Here is a 21,105-nt window from a genome sequence, read left to right as displayed (position 1 = left end):
TGCGTATTGATTTTTGTTGGCTAGCTGATTTAGCAAACCAAATATAATAAGCGCGAATTATGCCTGCCGCGCTTTACTAAAATTATTGTTGTTCTTCGGGTTTGGCAAGTTTCGGCGCCTCAAACCTTTGGTTAATATCATCCACCAAAGTAAGCACTTCGTCTTTTCCGGTGCCGTTTTCGGCAGAAGTCAAAATCATTTGGGGCACTTCCTCAAAATATGCTAACAAAGCTTTTTTAAACTGCTCCATCGCTTGCGCGGATTTGCTGCGGTTTTGTTTATCAGCTTTTGTGAAAACCAAAATGAAGGGGATGCCTCGCTCGCCCAAAGAACAGCAAAACTCGATATCTATTTTTTGTGGCTCTAAACGGCTGTCGATTAAAACAAAAACGCATTGCAGGTTTTCGCGCTTATCCAGATAATGGCGTATAAATTTAGCCCACTCTAAACGGTTGCTTTTAGAGCTTTTTGCGTAGCCGTAGCCCGGTAAATCCACAATGTACCAGCTTTCATTAATCAGAAAATGGTTGATTAACTGTGTTTTACCCGGCTTTTGCGATGTTTTTGCCAAGCCTTTTACGCCGGTTATCATGTTAATGAGGGATGATTTGCCCACATTGGACCTGCCGATAAAGGCATACTCGGGCATATCTGGCGCAGGCAATTTGCTAATTTTGGTATTGCTGACCGTAAAAACTGCGGATTTAATAATCATTGAACAAAGGTAAGCTTTTTTCTTTTTTAGGTATGCGTGGCAAGTAAGCTTGTTTGCAGGGTTGACAGGCAAGCTGAATTTCTAAAAAATAATTTCAAAATCAATTAAAGCTATATATTTGCGCCATACCCAGGTGGCGAAATTGGTAGACGCACCATCTTGAGGGGGTGGCGCCTGTACGGGCGTGGCAGTTCGAATCTGCTCCTGGGTACGTCTTTTCTTAAGCAAAAAACGCTTGCTTCTCATTCTGTCATCCAATCATTCGTCCAATTCTCAGATATGCTTTCTTTTAAGCCATTTCAATTTTTAATTTCAAATAATGGTGTTATAATTGCAGGATTTGAAACGTATTGAAAATTATAAGTTATGATTAAAGCAAATTTTAAAACTGTAGTGCTGGTTTGTAGTTTAGCTCTTGTGGCTATGTTTTACAGCTCGTGTAAATCAAAAAAAGCTGTGGTACAACAGCCTAAAGAAGAAACAGAAGTTGTGGAGCCAGCAAAACCTGCCGAGCCGGTAAAAGAAGTGGATACTGATGGAGACGGAATTCCTGATTCGCAAGATGAGTGTCCAGAAGTAAAAGGCGACGCGTCTAACAACGGATGTCCTAAAGAAGAATTGAAGCCTTATGACTACAAAAACATCCAGTTCGAGTTTAACTCTTCGGTTTTAAAAACTTCTTCCTATGCCACTTTAGAAGAAATTGCTGCGCAAATCAAAAAATCTGGCAACACTAAATTTTTATTAAACGGGCACTCTTCTGCAGAAGGTACCGAAGCAAGAAACATGGCTTTATCCGTTGACCGTGCAAACGCGGTTAAAAACTATCTGGTAAACAGCGGTGTAGCTTCAAACCGTTTAATTACCAAAGGCTTTGGCGAAACAATGCCTATTGCTGATAATTCTACGGAATCTGGCCGTATCTTAAACCGTCGTGTAGAGATTTCTCCGGAAAAGTAATAGCCAATTAATTTATAAATTTATAGCCGTTGGAACACCATCCAACGGCTTTTTTTCTGCTTATGAATTTAAAAAACAGTAACACCTTTAGTTATATCCATTTAGCAAACGAACTGAAAAGCAAATCTCAGAAATTAAAGAAACAGCTTGATTTTTACGCTTACCTGCGTTTAGCTGTATTTGCTTTAGCCGTTTTTGCCATATGGTTTCTTTTTGATTTTGGTTTATCCGCCGTTTTTTGGATTGCACTTGCCACAGTTGTTGCTTTTCTGTTGTTGGTAAAAAAGCAAAGCTTGGTGCAAAACGAATATCAATTTATCACCACAAAACTGACCTTGGTACAAAATGAATTGAACATCGAAAAAGGCGACGCCAATATTTATTCGCACGGCGCCATTTTTGAAGATGCCACACATGCTTATAGCAGTGATCTGGATATATTTGGCGAGCATTCGCTTTATGCTTACATAAATCGTTGTGCTACAGAAAGAGGGCTGTTGTCACTTGCCGAGGCACTCAAAAAGCCGGCAAATATTGCCGAGATCATCAAAACGCAAGATGCCGTAGATGAGTTGGCAAACAAAGCCATCGAAATCCTTGATTTTAGAACGCATTTGTTTGGGATTGATAAAAAAGGCGTTTTCTCCGAAAGCTTTTATCAGCAACAACTGCCACAACGTTTGGCATTTACAGCTAAATCTTGGGTAAAAGCAGGGGTCTATTTTTTCTCGATACTCAATCCGGTGTTACTGTTGCTGTCAATTTTTGTCGGAGGCCTGTTTTGGAATATTTTAGGTCTGGCTATTTTGGCAGGCGGTGCGTTTTATTTTTTATTTAAAGCACAGATTGACGTGGTGCACGAAGCCATCGGGCGAAATGTAGCGGTTTTACAGTCGTATGTGTCAAATATTAAATGGATGGAGGAAACGCAGTGGCAGAGCGCTTTGCTCCATGTTTATGTAACGCGTATCCAATCGTCAAAGCCTTTGCATCAACAAATAACGGAGTTGGCCAAAATCCTAAATTCGCTCAACGCACGCTTAAACCCCATTGTTGGCATATTTTTGAACTTATTTTTCCAATGGGATTTGCGTTGTTTAATGCGCTTGGCGCGATGGGAGCGCGAAAATAAAGCTAAGCTGATAGAAGGTGTGGAGCTGATTGGCGAATTTGAGCGTTTAATCAGTCTAGCTACTTTAAAAATCAACCATCCAAACTGGGTGAAACCCATTTTAAAAGAAGATTTTGCTTTCTGTACGCAGCAATTGGGCCATCCTTTAATTAAAGCAGAACTAAGAGTTGCTAACGACTTCCATTTAACACCAGAGGCAACGGTTGACATCATCACCGGTTCTAACATGGCGGGCAAATCTACTTTTTTGCGTACCGTTGGCATAAATATGGTATTGGCCTTTGCAGGCGCACATGTTTGCGCAAACCGCTTTGAGGCATCTATATTCCAATTGTTTAGCTTCATGCGCATCAAAGACTCCTTGGCCGATGGCACCTCTACTTTTAAGGCCGAGATTGACCGGATAAAAATGATTTTAGACCGCAGCGCCACTTGTGCAAACGCTTTTGTTTTGGTAGATGAAATGTTGCGAGGAACCAACAGCAGAGACAAATATCTCGGTTCTGCAGCGTTTATTAAAAAGCTGGTACAACAGCAAACACCGGGTTTGGTGGCCACGCATGATCTGCAATTGGCGCAACTGGCTTCAGAACTGCCCGGTAAAGTCCGCAATTTCCATTTTGATATACAGGTGAATAACGGAGAAATGTTTTTTGACTACCGCATAAAAAACGGAGAATGCCGGACCTTTAACGCTAGCATTTTGTTAAAAACGATTGGATTGGATGTGGGGTCTTAATTTGAGGGATTTATGTGCTGGCGTATGGAAATAGTATAAAAATTGTTTGCAAGTAGCTGTATTTTAGTTAGTAGTGATTATTGTAAGCCTAGAACAAGATTGTTTTCTTACTCCATTCGTTTAGTCTCTTCTATAAAAACTGATACAGGACAGCACAGGTTGCGGAGCTTGATAAAATGATTTTCTTTTGTAGAACCAATTACAATCTGAATCTCTCAGACGTTTATTGAAATATGTTCGAAATGGGGTTTTTGTGGCGTTTTTGATAAATGTATGATTGACATTTTTTTGCAAATTATTAACCAAATTTCAATAAATTATGAAGCACAATTACTTTTCAAAACACGGCTTAATGTTGGCCGTAGCAAGTGTTTTTTCATTAAACGCACTGGCGCAAACCTATACTTGGACAGGGGCGTCTGGGGATAACGAGTACACTACCCTCGGAAACTGGGACGATGGCACTGGAGTGGCACCAACAGATATTAAGGTAGGCACTTACCAAATACCGGCGGGAATTGTGGTAAACCAAACTACAGACGCTGTTGCTTCGGGAAGCTCAAATCTAAGCCTAACAGGAGTAGGTGCAACCCTAAATCTGCAAAAAGGATTTTTGGGAACTAATTTAAATATGGTAAATGGCTCGGTGTTGAACATAGAAAATACTGGGACGGTAGACGCAACTTTAGTGAATTTAAGAAACGGAAGTGGTAACTACCTTGCTGGCGGGACCATAAATGTAGGTACGCCTGCCGGTACAGGTTCAAAAGCCATATTTGCAGCTAAATCTTTGATAGCCGTAGGCAATGGTACAGACAATGTAAATGTAATGAATGTATATGCAAATGGTGGGCTAGACTGTGGTTCAAACAACTTACTAAGAATTCATTACGCCAGAGATAACGGAAGTGGCACAGTAAATGTTTTGGGCGCCGCTATTACCGTGGGAGAAATTCAAGTAGGCGAAAATACAGGCAATGATATCGGTTCTGCAACATTAAATTTATATTCCGGAACGGTCACTGCGACAACTTTAGGCATACCTAGAGGGGGCATCGCCAATGCAAACGCAACAAATCGTGTCAATATAATGAATGGCATTTTAACAGTTGCTACAAACTTACAGCTAGGAACTTATGGTAAGTTAGAGTTTAAATTAAATTCAGACAATAGCGCTCCAACCGGTAAACTAATAATGCCAACCGGTACAAAAATCGCCTTACAAGAGCATATTGACGCCGGACGGATAACCAAACCGGCCGGTTATGATTGGGTATGGGATGAAACAGCCGGAGTAAAGCTGTCAGTAATACCTTCCACCACGCCGGTAGATCTTATCTCTTTTAACGTAACTAAAACTACAAATGGTGTTATCGCTAAATGGGTTACCGCTTCTGAGAAAGATAATAAAAATTTCGTGCTGGAACACTCCGTTGATGGTAAGTTGTTTACAAATCTTGGCGAATTTTCTGGTAAAAATGGCCACGCAAAAGAAACCTATTCTTACACCCATGAAAGTCCGGCAAATGGAACAAACTATTACCGTTTATCTCAGGTAGATTTTGACGGAAAAAGTAAGGTTTTAGGACTTCATAGCGTGAAATTTGAGCTGAGTGAGGGCAATGAAGTAGTAGTATATCCAAATCCGGCTACAGAAGTGATAAATATTAGCGTGCCTGCCAAACAAAACGTGGAGAAAACGGTGACGATATTTAACTCAAACGGTGCTCAGGTTTTCAAAAGTTCGTTTAAAAACGAAACGCTAACATTAAATGTTCAAAATACTTTATCTCCGGGTGTGTATGTGGTAAAAGTTGCAGGTTTAGGTGTTGAGTATGTGAAAAAAGTAGTTGTACAATAAATAGCTTTTCGGTTTTTTATAAAGCTTCGCGCGGATAGCGCGAAGCTTTTGTTTTTTACGGCCTGTATTGGCAGTTTTTTTGCGTTTGTAAAATCAAAAAAACATGACGCCCCAGCACGCAGCGCAAATTGTAAAACTACGCACCTTAATTGAAGATGTTAATGTTGCCATGTTGCATTCTTTAAAGGCAAACGGCGAATTTTACTCGCGCCCCATGAACACCATGGAGCTTGACGACAATGCTAACCTCTATTTTTTTTCTGATGAACATACGCCAGACGAGCATGATATCGCCATCAATAACAATGTATCCGTAACGTATTCCAACCCAGAAAATAATACCTACATCGCGCTGAGCGGAAAATTATACTTAGCGCACGACCAACAAAAGATAGATCAGCTCTGGATTCCGGCAATGAAAGCTTGGTTCCCCGCAGGCAAGCAAGATCCGAAGCTAACGCTAATAAGGGTTGAAGTTTCAAAAGCCGAATATTGGAACAGTGCAGAAAGCGACATGGTGGTGCTGTTTAACATCATTAAGGCTGTAATAAAAGGAGATAAATTCAGCCAAGGCGAGCATGAACGCATCAAATTTCAATAAACGCATTAAAAATTAGCACGATGAAAAAAGTCCGTACCCTAAGCATTTTAAACCTGGTATTTTATGTAATTGCTTTCGCGACTTCAAGCTTAAGCCAATTCGGGATTTTTGGCGGTTTAACCAACCAAGAAGTTTCTGCCAAGCATGAAACCTTGTTTACACCGGCGGGCTTTACCTTTTCTATTTGGGGCGTAATTTATTTGTCGCTCTTCGGTTTTTGTATTTATCACTTGATAAAAGCTTACAAAAGCGAGGTGCACGATGAACCAAGTCAGAATGTATTGCGTATTGGCAACTGGTTCATCATCAATAACATCGCTACAACATGCTGGGTGTTCGCCTTCGCTTACGAATTGCTTTTGCTTTCGGCGTTATTAATCCTCATCCAACTTGTCAGTTTGCTTATTATTTTTATCAATTTAAATCTGTTAGATAAAAATCAAACTTTTGACAGTAAGCTTTTTACGGCATTTCCCTTAACCATTTACTTTGCATGGATTTGCGTAGCCAGCATCGCAAATATTTCCTTGTATTTAGATGCGATAAGCTGGGGTGGTTTTGGTTTGCAAGCCGAAACTTGGGCCATCATCATGTACAGTGTAACCTTTTTGCTTACGATTTTTATACTAGCGCGGCGCTCCAATCCTTTTTTTGGCTTGGTGGTAATTTGGGCTTTATATGGCATTTTACAAAAAAGAGAGGCAGATCAAATGGTGCATCAAAATTTAATTACGCTGTTATGGGCATATTTAGCAATTTTGGCACTGCTTACCATTTACCAATTCTATAAATTAGCGGTGTTTAAAAAGCATCAGCTTAATGCTTAAAATAGCTTATCACCACAAATACATACACCCTTTGCCATCTGGGCATCGTTTTCCGATGCTAAAATACGAGCTTATTCCTTTGCAATTAAAGCACCAAGGCGTAATAACAGATGAAAATTTGTTTGCACCTGGTTTGTGCGAGGAGCAATGGATTTTGCTTACGCATGATAAAGAATATTGGGATAAACTAAAAAATCAAACTTTAAGCTATCAAGAAGAGCGACGTACAGGCTTTCCGCTTAGTGCCAGTTTAGTGGAACGCGAAATTTTAATTGCCCAAGGCACCATTGAAGCAACCGAGTTTGCCTTAAAGCACGGCGTTGCTTTTAATGTGGCTGGCGGAACACACCACGCAGGTTCAAACTGGGGCGAAGGTTTTTGTTTATTGAACGATCAGGCTATTGCTTCCAACTACTTATTAAATAATAAATTAGCCACTTCTATTTTAATTGTTGATTTAGATGTGCACCAAGGCAATGGCACCGCAGAAATATTTAAAGATAATCCGCATGTTTTTACGCTCTCGGCACATGCCGAGAAGAATTTTCCTTTCCGCAAAGAGCAGTCAGATTTAGATTTGGCTTTGCCAGTAGGAATGAAAGATGACGCTTATCTAAATTTACTGCACCGCACTTTGCCAGGCATGTTTGCCCAAATAAAACCCGACTTTGTGTTTTATCTTTCGGGAGTTGATGTGTTAGCCACCGATAAATTGGGTAAACTTGCACTCAGTTTAGATGCTTGCCAACAGCGGGACCAACTTGTTTTTGAGCTTTGTCATCGTCATAAAGTACCTGTACAAGTGAGCATGGGCGGTGGCTATTCGGAAGATATCAAAATCATTGTTGATGCGCACTGCAACACTTTTAAAACCGCGAATGAAATTTATTTTTAACAGATGATTACAACCTTTGAAGCTTCTTTGCAACAGTTATCCGTTCACCGCGTTGGCAATAAAGCGCAAGACGAATACATGGTGCTTTCTGATGCGCCTTTACGTACCGATGAAGACCTATTGCGGAATTTATTAATGACTTATTTCCTCAAACCCTTTGAAAAAGTAAATGAGGTTTACCGCTTTACGCACGCTACCGAAGATTTAGCTTTAAATGAGATTTGCAGTTTTGCCAAAAAAGCTTTCGCCGATGAAACCCAATTTCACCAGCTGAGCCAGCAGATTACCAAGCATTTGTACGATGTTTCTGCGCACCCAAAAATTAAAGCGGGCGAAGTTTATATAGCCAGTTTTGATAAGGTGCAGATAGAGGGAGAACTGCATCAGGCACTAGGTATTTTTAAATCAGAAACCAAAGAAACTTATTTAAAAGTGTATCCGGATGCCGGAGGTTTTGCTTTAAGTTACGAGCAGGAAGCCATTAACATCCAGAAACTTGATAAAGGTTGCTTGATTATAGATGCCGATTCTGAAGAAGGCTACAAAGTTTTGGTGGTGGACCAAACCAATAAAAGCCAGGAAGCGGTTTATTGGAAAGACGATTTTCTTAAATTGCGCATCCGTAATGATAGCTACAACCAAACCAGCAATGTATTGGGTATTTACAAAAACTTTGTAAATGAGAAAATCGACGATGATTTCCAAATTTCAAAACCGGATAAAATTGATCTGCTCAACAAATCCATGAAATACTTTAAAGAAAAGGAGAAGTTTGATATTGATGAGTTTTCTGATGAGGTGATAGGTAATGAGGTGGCTTCAAATTCTTTTAAAAACATGCTGAGCAGTTTTGAAACCGAGTTTGATTCGCCTTTAAGTAAAGGTTTCGATATATCTGGACAAGCGGTTAAAAAACAGGCTTCAAGCTACAAAACAGTTTTAAAATTGGATAAGAATTTCCATGTGTACATCCACGGCGACCGTTCTTTATTAGAGCAGGGTTTTGATGAGCATCGTGGCAAAAATTACATTACCCTTTATTACGATAAAGAAGCTTAAACTTTTAAACGATTATGATTTTAGAAACTTTAGATACCCGCCGTAAAGCATTAAGCATCAATTTAGACCAGAATATCTACGGCACTTTCGCAGAAATTGGCGCAGGACAAGAGGTAGCGCGCAACTTTTTCACGGCAGGCGCAGCCTCGGGAACTATCGCCAAAACCATGTCGGCCTATGACATGACTTTTAGCGACGAAATTTATGGCGCAGAACCTTCTGGCAGGTACGTTTCTAAATCCCGTTTAGAAAAAATGCTCGACCATGAATTTGAGCTTTTGGGCCAGCGGCTTTGTGGCGTAAAATACGAGCAACGGAAATTTTTCTCTTTTGCAAACACGGTAACTACGCTTAACTACAGCAAATCAAATGATCCGCACGGATGGATTGGCGTAAAATTCCAGTTAGAACCCTGTGGCCCGGCCAATCAAATTATTTTCCACGTGCGCTTGTTAGATAGTGACGCTACGCTGCAACAAAATATTTTGGGCATTTTAGGTGTCAACTTGGTTTACGCAGCGTTTTACCACCACAACAATCCCCAGTTGATGATCGAGTCTTTGTCAGACAACCTTAGCAACGGATCGGTAGAGATAGATTTAATCAGCGTAAAAGGTCCTGCCTTCGAAAATCTGAGCGAGGTGTTGGTGAACCTGTATTTGATACAGAAAGGCTTTTCGCCAGCAGCCGTTTTTGTGCCTAAAATTGGCGTTATCCAATCAAAAGATCTGATGTACAAAAAGAACATCATGATTTTGCGCACCCGTTTTAATCAAAAAACTAAGCCGGACTTTGCTTTGTTTGCAGATGCTGTTGCCTGCTACAAACGGCACATGAATATTGGCGATGAAGCTTTGCTAACTATGGCCGAGCTAACATTGAATAACCTAATGGATGCCACCATCCCGGCAGATGATGAGCTGGTTTGCCGTGTTGCCAAGCGTGCCGATGAAATTTTAGAGATGGGACATGCCGTAATTATCTCCAATTTTAGCCGCAATAATAAACTTGCTAAATATTTAGGCAAAGCAAAACCGGCAAGCGTGGGCATTACCACCAATATCTCCAACCTTAAACATATTTTCTTGTCCGAAAATTACGGCGCCGATTATACCAGTGAGCTTTTGGCTTACGTGAGCGATTTGTTTAGCAATCACACCAAATTGTTGGTGTTTCCTTATCGGGATATCAAAAACAAAAAGCTGGTGACCACCAAAAACCTAGAGGTGTCTCCGGAAGCAAAACCGCTGTTCGATTTCTTGTTGCTAAACAAATACATCGTAGATATGGAAGACATCCAGTAAGAAATAGTTGAAAAATAGCATTAGGTTTTAAAAGCTAAGGCATTTAGGTTTAGGTATTCGATGCGGCTACAAGCCAAATTTATCTTTGAAATGCTACCGAAACTTATTTCTAAGCTGTTGATGTGGGATAAAGGCAAGCCTAAAATTTGCGCCAAGAGGCAACGGATGGGCAAGGGATGACTTACAAGCACAGCGCTTTCATATTTAACTTCGGCCTGTAAATTCCGTAAAAACGAAGCTATACGGATATCTACTTGAGATAAAGATTCGCCTTTGGGCATTGCGTAATTGATAGGATCTTTTTGTAGCGAAGCGATGCTACGTGAAGAAATTACGCCCCATTCTTTCAACTCCCAATTGCCGTAGTTCCGGTCGCTTAAAAATATATCTGTTTCATATTCGTCGCTTGTTAGGTAGGTAGCCAATTTGGTACATCTTCTTAACGGACTGCTTATAACCAGCGTATTTTTAATAGTAGGCAAGCGCTCTTTAATCCAGTCGAAGTCGCCGGTAAAGTTTTCTTCCAGTGGCAATTCGGATTGGCCATAACATAAATTGTGTGGGTTATAAACTGAGGTATGGCTTACAATGTACAGATTTTTTAGCATTTTTTTAATTGATGTTTTACACTAAGCACTTCAACTGAAAATAGGATTTTACGTTGTTATTTATTGAAAAGGAGAGAGGTTTAAAGAACTTAAAATCTGCTTTACAAATTTTACTTAGCACATAACTTCTGCCAAATCAAATTTTAGTTCCTTTGTTAAAATAGCGGTTTCCTTTCGTGTTTTTTCAACATCCCAATTCAACTAAACAAACCTTATCTATTCCGTTTTTTTTTGAGTACACTGTGCATTTATTCGGTGGTTATAAGCCTCAAAATATTATTTTGATTGTATATAAACATTTTTGATTGTCAATGTAATATGATGTTTATTTAAACTATTTATTTATTTTAATTTTAAAAGGCTTATTTTGATTTCATTTTTAACCAAATTTAATTCTGTTAACAGCTTATTATTACATTAAAATACTTATTTACAGTTTATTATGTTACTTTTATTAAAGTCTTAATTATATCTTTGATAAGCGTCCATAAAATTCTTCCTCATATCTTTAAAACCGGCCACCACTGCCGAAATAAAGCTTTCATCTAAAATTTCAAACACGCCATCTACTCCGTTTAACACATCCATTTCTGCCAATTTGAAAGTTTGCTCAAGCGTGCCTTGTTCAAATTTGATGATGTATTTATTGTTCATCGAAAAGATGGTGATCTTACAATCGGGGTGTGGTAATTCTGCTACTACTCTCATGGTTTTACACTAAGTCTTAATTATTGGTTTGTTTTAGGAAGAACCGAATAGCTCCCCACTGATAGAAATTACGGCAAAGCGCGCAAACAATTCTTCCGCATACCAAGCTTCATCTCTGGTGCGTTTTATCACTTCGGCATGTTTTTCATCTTTGTAAGCAAACTGCACCATATCTTCTGTTGATTCCCAAATAGAGAAAGTGGCTTGCATAAAAAATGGTGCCTCGCCAATACCTACGGAACTGATAAAGCCTTTATGCTTTCGCATAATCTCTGCTACCGGACTCACGTTTTTCCAAAAGTTTTTAAGTCGGTTAAACCGAATGGTTGCCCGTGTAAGTACTGCAATCTGCCCTTGGTGCGTCTTGTTTTTAGGTTTGCCAAAAGGTTCTTTGCCGCTCCATTTTCCGTGTGCGCTTAAGGGCTGTAGCAATACCGTGCTTTCTTTTACGCCAAAATATCGCCACCATTTACTAATGACAGAATGCTGTTTAAAGCGCCAGTAGCTTTCTTCATTTCGCCAAACCGCTAATAGCCCCCATTGGTTTAAATCTGGTGTTAAATCAAAAGAGCCATTTTTTCCGCAGCCCAGCAATTTCCAGAAACTGCAGCCTTTTGTAAAGAACAAGGGAATACGATGTAACGCCATCGCCAAAAAAGCGAAAGGAATAAAAATGGTCCGGTATCGCACTAAAGTGAGAGAAACTAGCATTCTTAAAAGCTAATTTCCAGAAATAAATAGGGATGGCAGCTAAACGTGGATAAAAAGCCGATTGTGGATAAAACCGCGCTACAAGCCGGTATTGTTTTTAAACATTTTGATTGCAATGGCCAGCAATATGATCCCAAAAGCTTTGCGCAGAATCTGTAAGCCCACGGGGCCGAGTATTTTTTCAATCCATACCGAGTTTTTTAACACTGCGTAAACGAAACCCAGGTTAACAAAAATACCCGCCACAATGTTGATGGTGGCATATTCGGCTTTTAAAGATAGGAGGGTAGTCATGGTGCCGGCACCTGCTATCAGCGGAAAAGCAAGCGGAACTATGGATATCGTTTCGGGAATTTCTTCTTTAAAAAAATTGATGCCTAGAACCATTTCCATCGCGATGATGAAGATTACAATAGAACCGGCAATAGCGAAAGAAGAAATATCCAGACCGATAATCTGCAACAAGCCTTCGCCTAAAAACAAAAAAAGCAACATCAGCATCAACGATACCAAAGTTGCCTTTTCTGATTGTATATGTCCGCCGGCTTTACGGCGCAAATCTATAATGATGGGGATTGAACCCAAGATATCGATGATCGCAAAAAGAACCATCGTAACGGATAAAATCTCTTTAGCGTTCAGTTTGTCTCCCATACAGTTATTGTTATGCCAATTTTGTTGCTTTTAGCCAGGCGTTTGCCATCAGCTTTGCGCCAGGCAAACTTGGGTGTACGCCGTCGCCTGTCCAGTAACTTCCGGGCGCGTGTTTCTGTGCCTCATCAAAAACTTGTTGGTAAGGTATAAAAATAGCTCCAAATTCGTTAGCTATTTTTTTTGCTGCTGCGCGGTATTCGTCAAATTCGGGATACCAAGAATTATCTACCGCTTTAACATCTTTTACCGCAAAGGGTTCGCCAATTACCAGTTTAACATTTGGCAACGCTTTTTTTGTCCGCTCTAATAAAGCGCGGTAATCCTTCTCATAAATAGCAGTGGTGCCATCATATTTGCCGTTGTGTTTGTGCCAATAATCGTTCACGCCAATTAAAATACTTAAAACAGAAGGTTTTAGTTCTAAACAATCGGTGTCCCAACGGTTAGCTAATTGGTACACTTTATTTCCACTGATGCCTTTGTTGTAAATTTCCGGACGTTTTGCTGCTTGACTCACCAATAGCTCGGCAGCGGCATGTAAGGCATAACCATAACCTAGGTTGTCCATCTGGTTGCTGGTTTTACTTTCTTTTTTGCGCCCGGCATCTGTGATAGAATCCCCCTGAAAAAGTATAACGTCTCCTTGGTTCAGTTTAATTGCCGGTGCAGTAAACTCGGGGATGGCGGCTTCTACAATCTGAGGGATGCTTAAAGCTAATGTTGCTGTTAAAGTAGTGTTTTTTAAAAAATCTCGTCTTTTAATCATTGGTTGGTTTTTTTGTTTTTAAATGTAGATAAAAGCCCCAATAATGTCAATATCAACGAATAGGGATTGGCTACAACTAGTTTAGCGTAAAGGGATGCTAAACGAGAAACAAGAGCCTGCGCCAAATTCGCTTTCCACACTAATTTCGCCCCCGTGCCGCTCAATAATTTGTTTGGTAAGATACAAGCCCAAGCCCAAACCACTAATGCCTTTGATGCCGTCTGCGCGGTAGAAACGGGAAAATAACTGATTCAGCTGTTCGGGTTTTAAGCCTATACCATAGTCTTTTACCGAGAACTTGGCATTACGGCCATCTGCTGTAAGGCTAACCTCAATGCGGTCCTGCTTAGGCGAATATTTAATAGCATTACCCACTAAATTAGTGATGGCCTGCTCTAAACGTTGATGATCTGCATTAATAAATACAGCTCGAGACGGCAGTTGCAAATCAATTTTATAGGTAGGAGTGGTGTGGCTAAACGTATCTGCTACATCGGCCACTAAATCTTTAAGATCAAAGTGTTCTAAATTAAAAGCCAACTTACCTGCCTGTATCCGCGACATGTCCAGCATATCATCAATAAGCAGATTCAGTTTTTCTAGCTGCGATAATGATTTTTCTACAAAACGCAGATCGGTTTCATTGCTTTGCCGTTTGGCTAAAAGTTGCAGATAACCTTTAACAGAAGTAAGGGGCGTTTTTAATTCGTGACTGGCCAAGGCAATAAACTCATCTTTTTTTGCGCTCAGCGATTTTACCTCTTCAAAAAGTTTAGAATTATCTATCGCAATAGCGGCTTGTGAGGCAACACTGCAAATAATGGCTTCGTGTTCTTCTTTAAACACGCCTTTATCGGGATGTCCAAAAATTAATGAGCCTATTACACCGCCCGAATTAGAAATTACCGGAACCGAAAAAAAGCTCCGCACTTCTAAATGTCCGTTGGGCATTCCAAAATAGGGCGCGCTTTTCCCATAACGATGGTCAGCCGTAATATCGTCTACTCTTAAAACCGCTTTATCGTCAAATGAAACCGAGAAAACGGAGGTGTGCCTAGGCATGGGAAAATCCTGAAATGCCGACCGCGGGGCGCCAGACAAAGTATAAAGCATGTAAGCATTTCCTTCTTCGTTCACCGAATTATAAAAGAAGGCGCCAAAAGCTGCGCCCGTAAGTTTAGTTGTGGCGTCTGTAACCCTTTGGAGCACCACTTCAACGTCCATTTTTTCGGAAATGCTGCGCCCGATATGGTTAAGCGTTTCTAAATTCTCTGTATATTTTTGGATTAAGGCCAAGGACCGCACCTGTTCACTAATATCGCGTGCTATTTTAGATGCTCCTATAATTTCGCCCAGTTGGTTTTTAATGGGAGATATGGTGAGCGATATATCAACAGGATTGCCGCTTTTATGTAGCCTTACAGTTTGGAAGTGGTCTATTTTTTGTCCTTTTTTTAGACTAGCGATAATCTCATCTTCCTCGTTTAAACGTGCGGGAGGAATAAGCATGGTAATGGGTTGTCCTACAGCTTCTTCTTCTGTATAACCAAAAATCCTACATGCAGATTGGTTCCAGCTGGTAATAATCCCATCTAGACGTTTGCTGATAATAGCATCTTCAGAAGACTCTACAATGGCGGCCAGCATGGCCTGCTTAGTAAAGTCGTCTTGTGCTGTTAACTCTTGCTCTTTAAAATTTTTCGGTTGTACCAATTGCGCGGAAGTGAAAAATTAGTCTAATATAACTTTTCTTAAGCGCTAAATTAGATATTTGTTGTTTTTCTGCAATTATACGTATTAAAATTGCGTATAAATTACGTAAAAGGACTATCCGGATTTAACAGCCCTTTTCCGTGTGTCACTTTAGATAAGCGTCTTTATTAAATTTTCAAGTTCATCCAAATCAAAAGGTTTTGCTAAATATGCATCTGCACCTGCTTTTTCTGCCAAAGATTTGATGTCGTTATTTGCAGAGAAGTAGATTACTGGGATGTTTTTAAAACGTTCGTCGCGTTTTAACATTTGAGTAGCTTCAATACCGCCGATATCTGGAATCCAGTTGTCCATCAGGATAGCATCTGGGTGCATCTCGGATACTTTTTCAATAATATCATGTGAAGTTTCTGAAGTGGCAACTTCGTAACCGCACTCGGTTAAAATGATGGAACATAATTCTAAGATGTTCACGTCATCGTCAAAAATGAGTACTTTTTTCTTCAAAAGTTGAGCGTGTTAAATTCTAAAATTGATTAATCAGGTCTGCAATTTCGCCGACGTTTGCAATAAAATCAGGCTTGCACAGTTTCAACGCTTCATTGGGCATTGTAGCTATTTCGGCACTTTCGGGGTCTTGTACAATTGTTGTTCCACTTTTTTGTTTTATGTACGCTAAACCTTCGGCACCGTCGGCATTTGCGCCAGATAGCAGAATACCAACCAGTTTAGATTGATAAACATCTGCTGCATTTTTAAAGGTGATGTCGATTGCCGGACGTGAGAAGTTCACTTTTTCAGAATAATCGAGCGAAAAACAGGAATCTTTCTCAATTAAAAGGTGATAATCTGCGGGCGCAAAATATATTTTCCCTTTTTCGATACGGTCTTTGTCTTCGCACTCTAGCACGGGCAAAGCACATTTTTGGTCAAAAACATCTGCAATGCTGGTAGTGAAATTGTTTTTGCGGTGCAGTACTACTACAATGGCAAAGTCAATATCCGTCCTTATTTTTGGTAAAATTTCTAAAAGCACAGTAAACGATCCGGCAGAGCCACCAATAACAACAAGATCTACTCGCCTCATTTCATTTTCCTCCATATCTTTTCTTTGCCAATTTGTTGGTAGCGCCTTTCTAGGTGCGAAAATTTAATGGTTTCTTTTGAGCCTAAAGCTAAATAACCTAAATTCTCTAGGCTAGCATCGAAAAGGTTAAACACCTTATCTTGCAGGTTTTTATCAAAATAAATTAAAACATTGCGGCACAATATCAGCTGAAACTCATTGAAAGAACTGTCTGACACTAGGTTGTGTGTAGCAAAAATCATGTGCTCGCGCAATTTGTCTACAAAACGTGCATAGTCATAATTGGCGGTATAATAATCGCTAAAATCTGTTATGCCTCCGCTATTGATGTAATTTTGCGAATAACCGCGTATTAAATGTATGGGGTAAATGCCATTGCGGGCAGTTTCTAAAACGCGGGGGTTAATATCCGTAGCGTAAATAATGGCTTTGTGCGCCAAATTAGCTTCGTGCAACAATATGGAGAGCGAGTAGGCCTCTTCGCCGGTTGAACAGCCCGCCAACCAAATTTTGATGTGCGAGTGGACACCCAATTGTGGGATAATCTCATCCCGCAAGGTTTTATAAAAATGTTGGTCCCGGAACATTTCGGTAACATTTACCGTAACTTCTTCTACAAAACGTGCAAAATAACTGTCGTTATTTAACACGCGGTAACGCAGTTCGGCAAAACTGGCAAATTTATCTAGCGTGCAAAGCCGGTTAACTCTGCGTTTCATAGAGGCTTTGCTATACTCGGTAAAGTCATAGCCGTATTTGTTGGCTACGTCATTTAACAGGGTTTCCAGGTCATCATCATCAACAAGCGTATAAATGCGCATTCTTTACAAGTACTTTTCAATAAAAAACATTAAATGGTCAATATTTACGGGTTTGGATACGTAGCCGTTTGCCCCGGCGGCTATGCACTTTTCTTTATCTCCACTCATGGCTTGCGCTGTTATCGCGATAATGGGCAATACGCATCCTTGTTTTTTTAAGATGCTAATACCTTCGTAGCCATCAATTTCGGGCATCATCATATCCATCAAAATCAAGCCAATATTGTGGGGCTGGCTCAAAATTTCTTGTGCTTCGTTAAAACTTGATGCGGTTTGGCAACTGAGTTTCCTTGCTTTTAATACCATTTGCAAAGCAAAAATGTTCCGGTAATCATCATCAATGATTAAAATGTCTTTTTTCTGCATCAGAATTTTTTAGCCTTTATATAACCAAACTCTTAATAGCGATAGCAATTGGTCCACATCAACCGGTTTTGAAATATAGTCTGATGCGCCCACCTTAATGCACTTTTCCCGGTCGCCGGTCATCGCTTTTGCTGTTACCGCAAAAATTGGCAGGTGTTTGTATTTTGGGATTTCGCGTATTTTGCTGATCGTTTCGTAACCGTCCATTTCTGGCATCATAATGTCCATTAATATAATGTCAACTTGCGGATTTTCTTCCAAGCGGGCAATGGCTTCCTTACCGTCTATCGCGCTGATCACTTTCATGCCGTGTTGCTCCAAAGCTTTTGATAGCGAGAAAATGTTGCGCACGTCATCATCGGCAATTAAAACTGTTTTGTCTTTAACAACCTCTGTAAGAGTGCCCAGTTTCACAATAGTGCTTTCTTTTTTGGCATTTTTGCTTTCATCAATCAAATGCAAAAACAAACCTACCTCATCCAATACCCTTTGGTAAGAATGTGCAGTTTTAATGATGATAGAATCTGCATATTTTTTGATTTTCATTTCCTCTACCTTGGAAATGTTTTTGCCGGTGAAGATGATGATGGGCAAATTCTCTAAACCGGGATTTTGCCTGATAGCCTCTAAAGTTTCATAGGCGGTTTGGTAAGGGACGCCCATATCCAGTATTACGCAGTTTACTTCTTCTTGCTGTAATGCGGCGGCGCTGTCGGCCACGGTGTTTTTAATTTCTGTATGAATGTCAAAATTGCCTAAGAAATAGGAGAGGGCATTTGCGTGTTTATTGTTTTCTTCAATAATCAACACCTTGCGCGAGCCTCGGTTAAGTGCATCTTCAATCTTCTTAAACACATCAGACATTTGCGAAATGGCAAAAGGTTTGTTGATAAAATCTACCGCGCCTTTTAACAAGCTTTCTTTTTTAGCTTGTAACGATGACATGATATGCACCGGTATATGTTTAGTTTCTGGATGGCTTTTTAGCTGGTCCATCACCATCCAACCGTCCATTATAGGCAATTGAATGTCTAACAAAATAGCTTTTGGTTTAAACTGTAAAGTAGCCGGCAAAGCCAAATCGCCACGAACGGCTACAATGCCCTTATAATTGCTTTTTCGAGCATAGTTGAGCAATGTTTTAGCAAAAATGGTGTCGTCTTCAACAATTAAGATCACGTTGTCGCCATCTTTGATATTGGCGCGGTCGTCTTCTACATCCTCTGGGATTACGTCTATTACATAATTCTCGTTTGTTGCCGCCTGCTCGGCTTTTTCTACATTTTCGTTAATAGACTGAAGAGGGTCTTGCACCGGAACCAAATCGGCCTTGTTAAGCGGGAATTTAGCAATGAAACGGCTTCCTTTGCCCGGGTTGCTTTCTACCATGATGGTACCTCCAAGCAATTTTACCAATTCTCTGCTGATAGACAAGCCTAAACCGGTGCCGCCAAATTTACGGCGGGTAGTGCCGTCTGCCTGTTGAAATGCTTCAAAAATAATCCGCTGCTTGTCCTCGGCTATGCCGATGCCGGTATCCGTTACTTTAAATACGATGTGTTTGCCTTTTTCTTCGATATCTAAAGTTACGCCGCCATGCTCGGTAAATTTGATGGCGTTGGAAAGCAGGTTTTTCAGTATCTGCCCTAAACGTACAAAATCGGTATCAATTTCTTTGCGCTCGGTATGTACGTTAATCTCAAAAGCTATGTTTTTGTCTTTTGCGGTTGGCGTAAACAGGTTTTTAAGCTCTGTAGTGATGGTGTTAATCGGCGTAGGCTCTATGTGAACTTCCATTTTGCCTGATTCTATTTTAGACAAATCCAAAATTTCATCAATTAAAGCCAACAAGCCGTTGCCCGAGCTTTGGATCACTTTTGCCGATTCTATCTGTTCTTCCGTTAGGTTGCCCTCGGGGTTTTCTGCAGTAAGCCGCGATAGCAGGAGAATCGAATTTAGAGGCGTGCGCAACTCATGCGACATGTTGGCCAAAAACTCTGATTTATATTTGGTGCTTAAAGCTAATTCTTCTGCTTTGCGCTGTATTTCCGCATTCCGCTCTACTATTTCCGAGTTTTTTTCTTCTAACTGTGCCGAGCGTTCTTCCAGCTCTTTGTTGGACTGTAGTAGCTCTTCTTGTTGCACCTTTAGCTCTTCTTCAGATGCTTGCAGTTTCTGTGTTTGCGCTTCTAGCTCGGTATTTAAGCTCTCCAGTTCCGAGTGCTGTGCCTGTAGCTCTTCTGTTTGTGCCTGCGTTTCTTCCAATAAATCTTGTATATGCCTGCGAGAGCGCGCGCTACTGATGGCAATGCCCATAATTTCGGCAACACGCGAGTGGAATGTGGCATCTGTTTCTGTGAAAGCGCTGTGGCTACCCACTTCAACCACACCAATGGCAATATTATCAACGGATATTGGGCACAATAAAAGGTTAGAGAGCTGAATGGTGCCGGTACCTGTGCTAACCGTAAAGCTTTGGTCCAAATTGTTTAGCACCTGCATTTTTTTGTCTTTAAAAACTTGCCCCACCAGGCCTTCGCCTTCTTCAAAAAACGGTTTCATAAACCCCTCACGTGCGTAAGAGCGCTTCATCATCAGTTTACCGTCTTCGTACAGATAAATAGCGCCATTTGCGCATTCGCCATAACCAATAAGGTGGTTAATTGCTTCTTCGCAAACGGTATCTACCGTTTTGTTACCTACTAGCTTTTCGTTCAAATCTGCCAGGCCCTTTTGCAACCATTCGTTATCATTTAATCTGGTGAATGATGTTTCCAAAGAAACTGCCATGTTGTTGAGGCTTTCCGAAAGTTTGGCTAACAGACCAATCGGGTTACGGTCTACCCGGGTTGCATAATTGCCAATGGAAATTTGATGTGCAATTTCTTCAATCTGTTTGATGCCGTCGCTGGTTTCTTGGTCTTTTTTCAGCAAGCTTTGTTTTAACCTTTCGCGCTCGTTAAAATCATTGCGGATGCGGATGTAAAAAACCAAGGTGATAATTAAGGAAATGATAGCCGAAACAATTAGCAGAATAGGTGTAAGCGTAGATGAGTTTTGGCTTGCTAAAAGTCGTTGCTCTAGTAATTTGCGTTCAATGTCCTTCATCCGCACAATTTGTCTTTGGATGCGCTCCATCAGCTGGCGGCCGTTATCTATCTGCTCAGCGGTTTCTGTTTTTGTCTTTGTTTGGGTAATTAGCCCTTCTAAAACAGCGTCATAATCGCTAAACTGGCTAGCTAACAATTTGGTGTTTTCTACTTGTACGGGATTGTCTTTTACTTGGGCCGCTAAGGCGCTCAATAAAGAATCTTTGCTAATCCGGCTGTTATAGTATGGCTTCACATAAGCGTCTTCCCGCGTTAGCAAAAAGCCGCGCATACCAATTACCTTGTCTTTTAAATTCAGATGAACGTCATCTAAAGTTTTTAAATTTTTTAAAGAGTGTTTTACCCAGCCCTGATTGGTTAACAGCTGCTCTATAGAAATATAAGAAGCTGCCGAGCTAAGGATGAGTAAAAGAAAAGATACGGTAAAACCGATTTGTAAGTTTCTGATAAACTTTGATGCCATGTTTA

Annotated in this window: 20 protein-coding genes and 1 tRNA gene; 9 read left to right on the top strand and 12 right to left on the bottom strand. The window is 40.4% G+C overall.

All coding sequences use genetic code 11. The features are described from left to right. Positions 1-82: 82 nt before the first annotated feature. On the bottom strand, positions 83-715 hold the full coding sequence (gene yihA / locus BCY91_RS13905) for a ribosome biogenesis GTP-binding protein YihA/YsxC (protein WP_120182651.1): 633 nt from the start codon (positions 713-715) through the stop codon (positions 83-85). 127 nt (positions 716-842) lie between these two features. Between yihA and BCY91_RS13900 the strand changes: the two genes are divergently transcribed. The 9 genes from BCY91_RS13900 (at position 843) to BCY91_RS13860 (ending at position 10,093) form a co-directional block, all read left to right on the top strand. Next, positions 843-926: transfer RNA gene (locus BCY91_RS13900), tRNA-Leu, on the top strand. 155 nt (positions 927-1,081) lie between these two features. Further along, the gene (locus tag BCY91_RS13895; RefSeq protein ID WP_120182650.1) at positions 1,082-1,675 is read left to right on the top strand and encodes an OmpA family protein; all 594 of its coding nucleotides are present in this window, start codon (positions 1,082-1,084) and stop codon (positions 1,673-1,675) included. A 62-nt stretch (positions 1,676-1,737) separates the two neighbouring features. Next, a complete protein-coding gene (locus BCY91_RS13890) occupies positions 1,738-3,546 on the top strand; it encodes a MutS-related protein (RefSeq protein WP_120182649.1) in 1,809 nt (602 codons plus the stop codon). A 319-nt stretch (positions 3,547-3,865) separates the two neighbouring features. Beyond that, positions 3,866-5,407: a T9SS type A sorting domain-containing protein gene (locus BCY91_RS13885; protein WP_120182648.1), complete on the top strand. Its 1,542-nt coding sequence runs from the start codon at positions 3,866-3,868 to the stop codon at positions 5,405-5,407. Positions 5,408-5,510: 103 nt separating this feature from the next. Continuing rightward, positions 5,511-6,008, top strand: a complete 498-nt coding sequence (locus BCY91_RS13880; RefSeq protein WP_120182647.1) for a pyridoxamine 5'-phosphate oxidase family protein — start codon at positions 5,511-5,513, stop codon at positions 6,006-6,008. A gap of 20 nt (positions 6,009-6,028) precedes the next feature. Continuing rightward, positions 6,029-6,835 (top strand): hypothetical protein, encoded by an 807-nt coding sequence (locus BCY91_RS13875; protein ID WP_120182646.1) that lies wholly within the window; start codon positions 6,029-6,031, stop codon positions 6,833-6,835. Then, a complete protein-coding gene (locus BCY91_RS13870; protein ID WP_120182645.1) occupies positions 6,828-7,730 on the top strand; it encodes a histone deacetylase family protein in 903 nt (300 codons plus the stop codon). Before BCY91_RS13875 ends, BCY91_RS13870 begins: the two co-directional genes overlap by 8 nt. A 3-nt stretch (positions 7,731-7,733) precedes the next feature. Then, positions 7,734-8,789, top strand: a complete 1,056-nt coding sequence (locus tag BCY91_RS13865) for a nucleoid-associated protein (RefSeq protein ID WP_120182644.1) — start codon at positions 7,734-7,736, stop codon at positions 8,787-8,789. A 14-nt stretch (positions 8,790-8,803) separates the two neighbouring features. Then, the gene (locus BCY91_RS13860) at positions 8,804-10,093 is read left to right on the top strand and encodes a nicotinamide mononucleotide adenylyltransferase (protein ID WP_120182643.1); all 1,290 of its coding nucleotides are present in this window, start codon (positions 8,804-8,806) and stop codon (positions 10,091-10,093) included. Positions 10,094-10,113: 20 nt separating this feature from the next. Here BCY91_RS13860 and BCY91_RS13855 read toward each other — a convergent pair whose 3' ends face one another. The 11 genes from BCY91_RS13855 to BCY91_RS13805 all read right to left on the bottom strand — a co-directional run bounded on the left by BCY91_RS13855 (position 10,114) and on the right by BCY91_RS13805 (position 21,100). Next, positions 10,114-10,701 carry a histidine phosphatase family protein gene (locus BCY91_RS13855; RefSeq protein WP_120182642.1) on the bottom strand — a complete coding sequence of 196 codons (588 nt, stop codon included), beginning with the start codon at positions 10,699-10,701 and terminating at the stop codon, positions 10,114-10,116. A 462-nt stretch (positions 10,702-11,163) separates the two neighbouring features. Continuing rightward, positions 11,164-11,409: a hypothetical protein gene (locus BCY91_RS13850; RefSeq protein ID WP_120182641.1), complete on the bottom strand. Its 246-nt coding sequence runs from the start codon at positions 11,407-11,409 to the stop codon at positions 11,164-11,166. 33 nt (positions 11,410-11,442) lie between these two features. Further along, positions 11,443-12,120 carry a DUF3291 domain-containing protein gene (locus BCY91_RS13845; RefSeq protein ID WP_120182640.1) on the bottom strand — a complete coding sequence of 226 codons (678 nt, stop codon included), beginning with the start codon at positions 12,118-12,120 and terminating at the stop codon, positions 11,443-11,445. A 78-nt stretch (positions 12,121-12,198) separates the two neighbouring features. Next, positions 12,199-12,774, bottom strand: coding sequence for a MarC family protein (locus tag BCY91_RS13840; RefSeq protein ID WP_120182639.1), 576 nt, complete (start codon positions 12,772-12,774; stop codon positions 12,199-12,201). A 10-nt stretch (positions 12,775-12,784) separates the two neighbouring features. Beyond that, a complete protein-coding gene (locus BCY91_RS13835) occupies positions 12,785-13,540 on the bottom strand; it encodes an SGNH/GDSL hydrolase family protein (protein ID WP_120182638.1) in 756 nt (251 codons plus the stop codon). Between the two features lie 81 nt (positions 13,541-13,621). Continuing rightward, complete coding sequence (locus BCY91_RS13830; protein ID WP_120182637.1) at positions 13,622-15,253, bottom strand: sensor histidine kinase; 1,632 nt, start codon at positions 15,251-15,253, stop codon at positions 13,622-13,624. Between the two features lie 150 nt (positions 15,254-15,403). After that, entirely contained in the window at positions 15,404-15,760 is a 357-nt protein-coding gene (locus BCY91_RS13825; protein WP_120182636.1) for a response regulator, read from the bottom strand. A 19-nt stretch (positions 15,761-15,779) separates the two neighbouring features. Further along, complete coding sequence (locus tag BCY91_RS13820) at positions 15,780-16,355, bottom strand: chemotaxis protein CheB (RefSeq protein WP_120182635.1); 576 nt, start codon at positions 16,353-16,355, stop codon at positions 15,780-15,782. Beyond that, positions 16,337-17,161, bottom strand: a complete 825-nt coding sequence (locus tag BCY91_RS13815) for a CheR family methyltransferase (protein ID WP_120182634.1) — start codon at positions 17,159-17,161, stop codon at positions 16,337-16,339. The genes BCY91_RS13820 and BCY91_RS13815 overlap by 19 nt, the downstream gene beginning before the upstream one ends. A 3-nt stretch (positions 17,162-17,164) precedes the next feature. Beyond that, positions 17,165-17,527, bottom strand: a complete 363-nt coding sequence (locus BCY91_RS13810; RefSeq protein ID WP_120182633.1) for a response regulator — start codon at positions 17,525-17,527, stop codon at positions 17,165-17,167. 9 nt (positions 17,528-17,536) lie between these two features. After that, positions 17,537-21,100 carry a response regulator gene (locus tag BCY91_RS13805; RefSeq protein ID WP_120182632.1) on the bottom strand — a complete coding sequence of 1,188 codons (3,564 nt, stop codon included), beginning with the start codon at positions 21,098-21,100 and terminating at the stop codon, positions 17,537-17,539. Between the last annotated feature and the right edge of the window lie 5 nt (positions 21,101-21,105).

Source organism: Pelobium manganitolerans, assembly GCF_003609575.1.
Classification (GTDB): domain Bacteria; phylum Bacteroidota; class Bacteroidia; order Sphingobacteriales; family Sphingobacteriaceae; genus Pseudopedobacter; species Pseudopedobacter manganitolerans.
The sequence above is the reverse complement of the archived record's forward strand: the minus strand, read 5'-3'. Positions and strand labels throughout refer to the sequence as shown.

Bases quoted from the DNA above. Each gene is read 5' to 3' on its own strand.
- yihA (WP_120182651.1), bottom strand. From the start codon at position 715: ATGATTATTAAATCCGCAGTTTTTACGGTCAGCAATACCAAAATTAGC.
- BCY91_RS13895 (WP_120182650.1), top strand. From the start codon at position 1,082: ATGATTAAAGCAAATTTTAAAACTGTAGTGCTGGTTTGTAGTTTAGCT.
- BCY91_RS13890 (WP_120182649.1), top strand. From the start codon at position 1,738: ATGAATTTAAAAAACAGTAACACCTTTAGTTATATCCATTTAGCAAAC.
- BCY91_RS13885 (WP_120182648.1), top strand. From the start codon at position 3,866: ATGAAGCACAATTACTTTTCAAAACACGGCTTAATGTTGGCCGTAGCA.
- BCY91_RS13880 (WP_120182647.1), top strand. From the start codon at position 5,511: ATGACGCCCCAGCACGCAGCGCAAATTGTAAAACTACGCACCTTAATT.
- BCY91_RS13875 (WP_120182646.1), top strand. From the start codon at position 6,029: ATGAAAAAAGTCCGTACCCTAAGCATTTTAAACCTGGTATTTTATGTA.
- BCY91_RS13870 (WP_120182645.1), top strand. From the start codon at position 6,828: ATGCTTAAAATAGCTTATCACCACAAATACATACACCCTTTGCCATCT.
- BCY91_RS13865 (WP_120182644.1), top strand. From the start codon at position 7,734: ATGATTACAACCTTTGAAGCTTCTTTGCAACAGTTATCCGTTCACCGC.
- BCY91_RS13860 (WP_120182643.1), top strand. From the start codon at position 8,804: ATGATTTTAGAAACTTTAGATACCCGCCGTAAAGCATTAAGCATCAAT.
- BCY91_RS13855 (WP_120182642.1), bottom strand. From the start codon at position 10,701: ATGCTAAAAAATCTGTACATTGTAAGCCATACCTCAGTTTATAACCCA.
- BCY91_RS13850 (WP_120182641.1), bottom strand. From the start codon at position 11,409: ATGAGAGTAGTAGCAGAATTACCACACCCCGATTGTAAGATCACCATC.
- BCY91_RS13845 (WP_120182640.1), bottom strand. From the start codon at position 12,120: ATGCTAGTTTCTCTCACTTTAGTGCGATACCGGACCATTTTTATTCCT.
- BCY91_RS13840 (WP_120182639.1), bottom strand. From the start codon at position 12,774: ATGGGAGACAAACTGAACGCTAAAGAGATTTTATCCGTTACGATGGTT.
- BCY91_RS13835 (WP_120182638.1), bottom strand. From the start codon at position 13,540: ATGATTAAAAGACGAGATTTTTTAAAAAACACTACTTTAACAGCAACA.
- BCY91_RS13820 (WP_120182635.1), bottom strand. From the start codon at position 16,355: ATGGAGGAAAATGAAATGAGGCGAGTAGATCTTGTTGTTATTGGTGGC.
- BCY91_RS13815 (WP_120182634.1), bottom strand. From the start codon at position 17,161: ATGCGCATTTATACGCTTGTTGATGATGATGACCTGGAAACCCTGTTA.
- BCY91_RS13810 (WP_120182633.1), bottom strand. From the start codon at position 17,527: ATGCAGAAAAAAGACATTTTAATCATTGATGATGATTACCGGAACATT.
- BCY91_RS13805 (WP_120182632.1), bottom strand. From the start codon at position 21,100: ATGGCATCAAAGTTTATCAGAAACTTACAAATCGGTTTTACCGTATCT.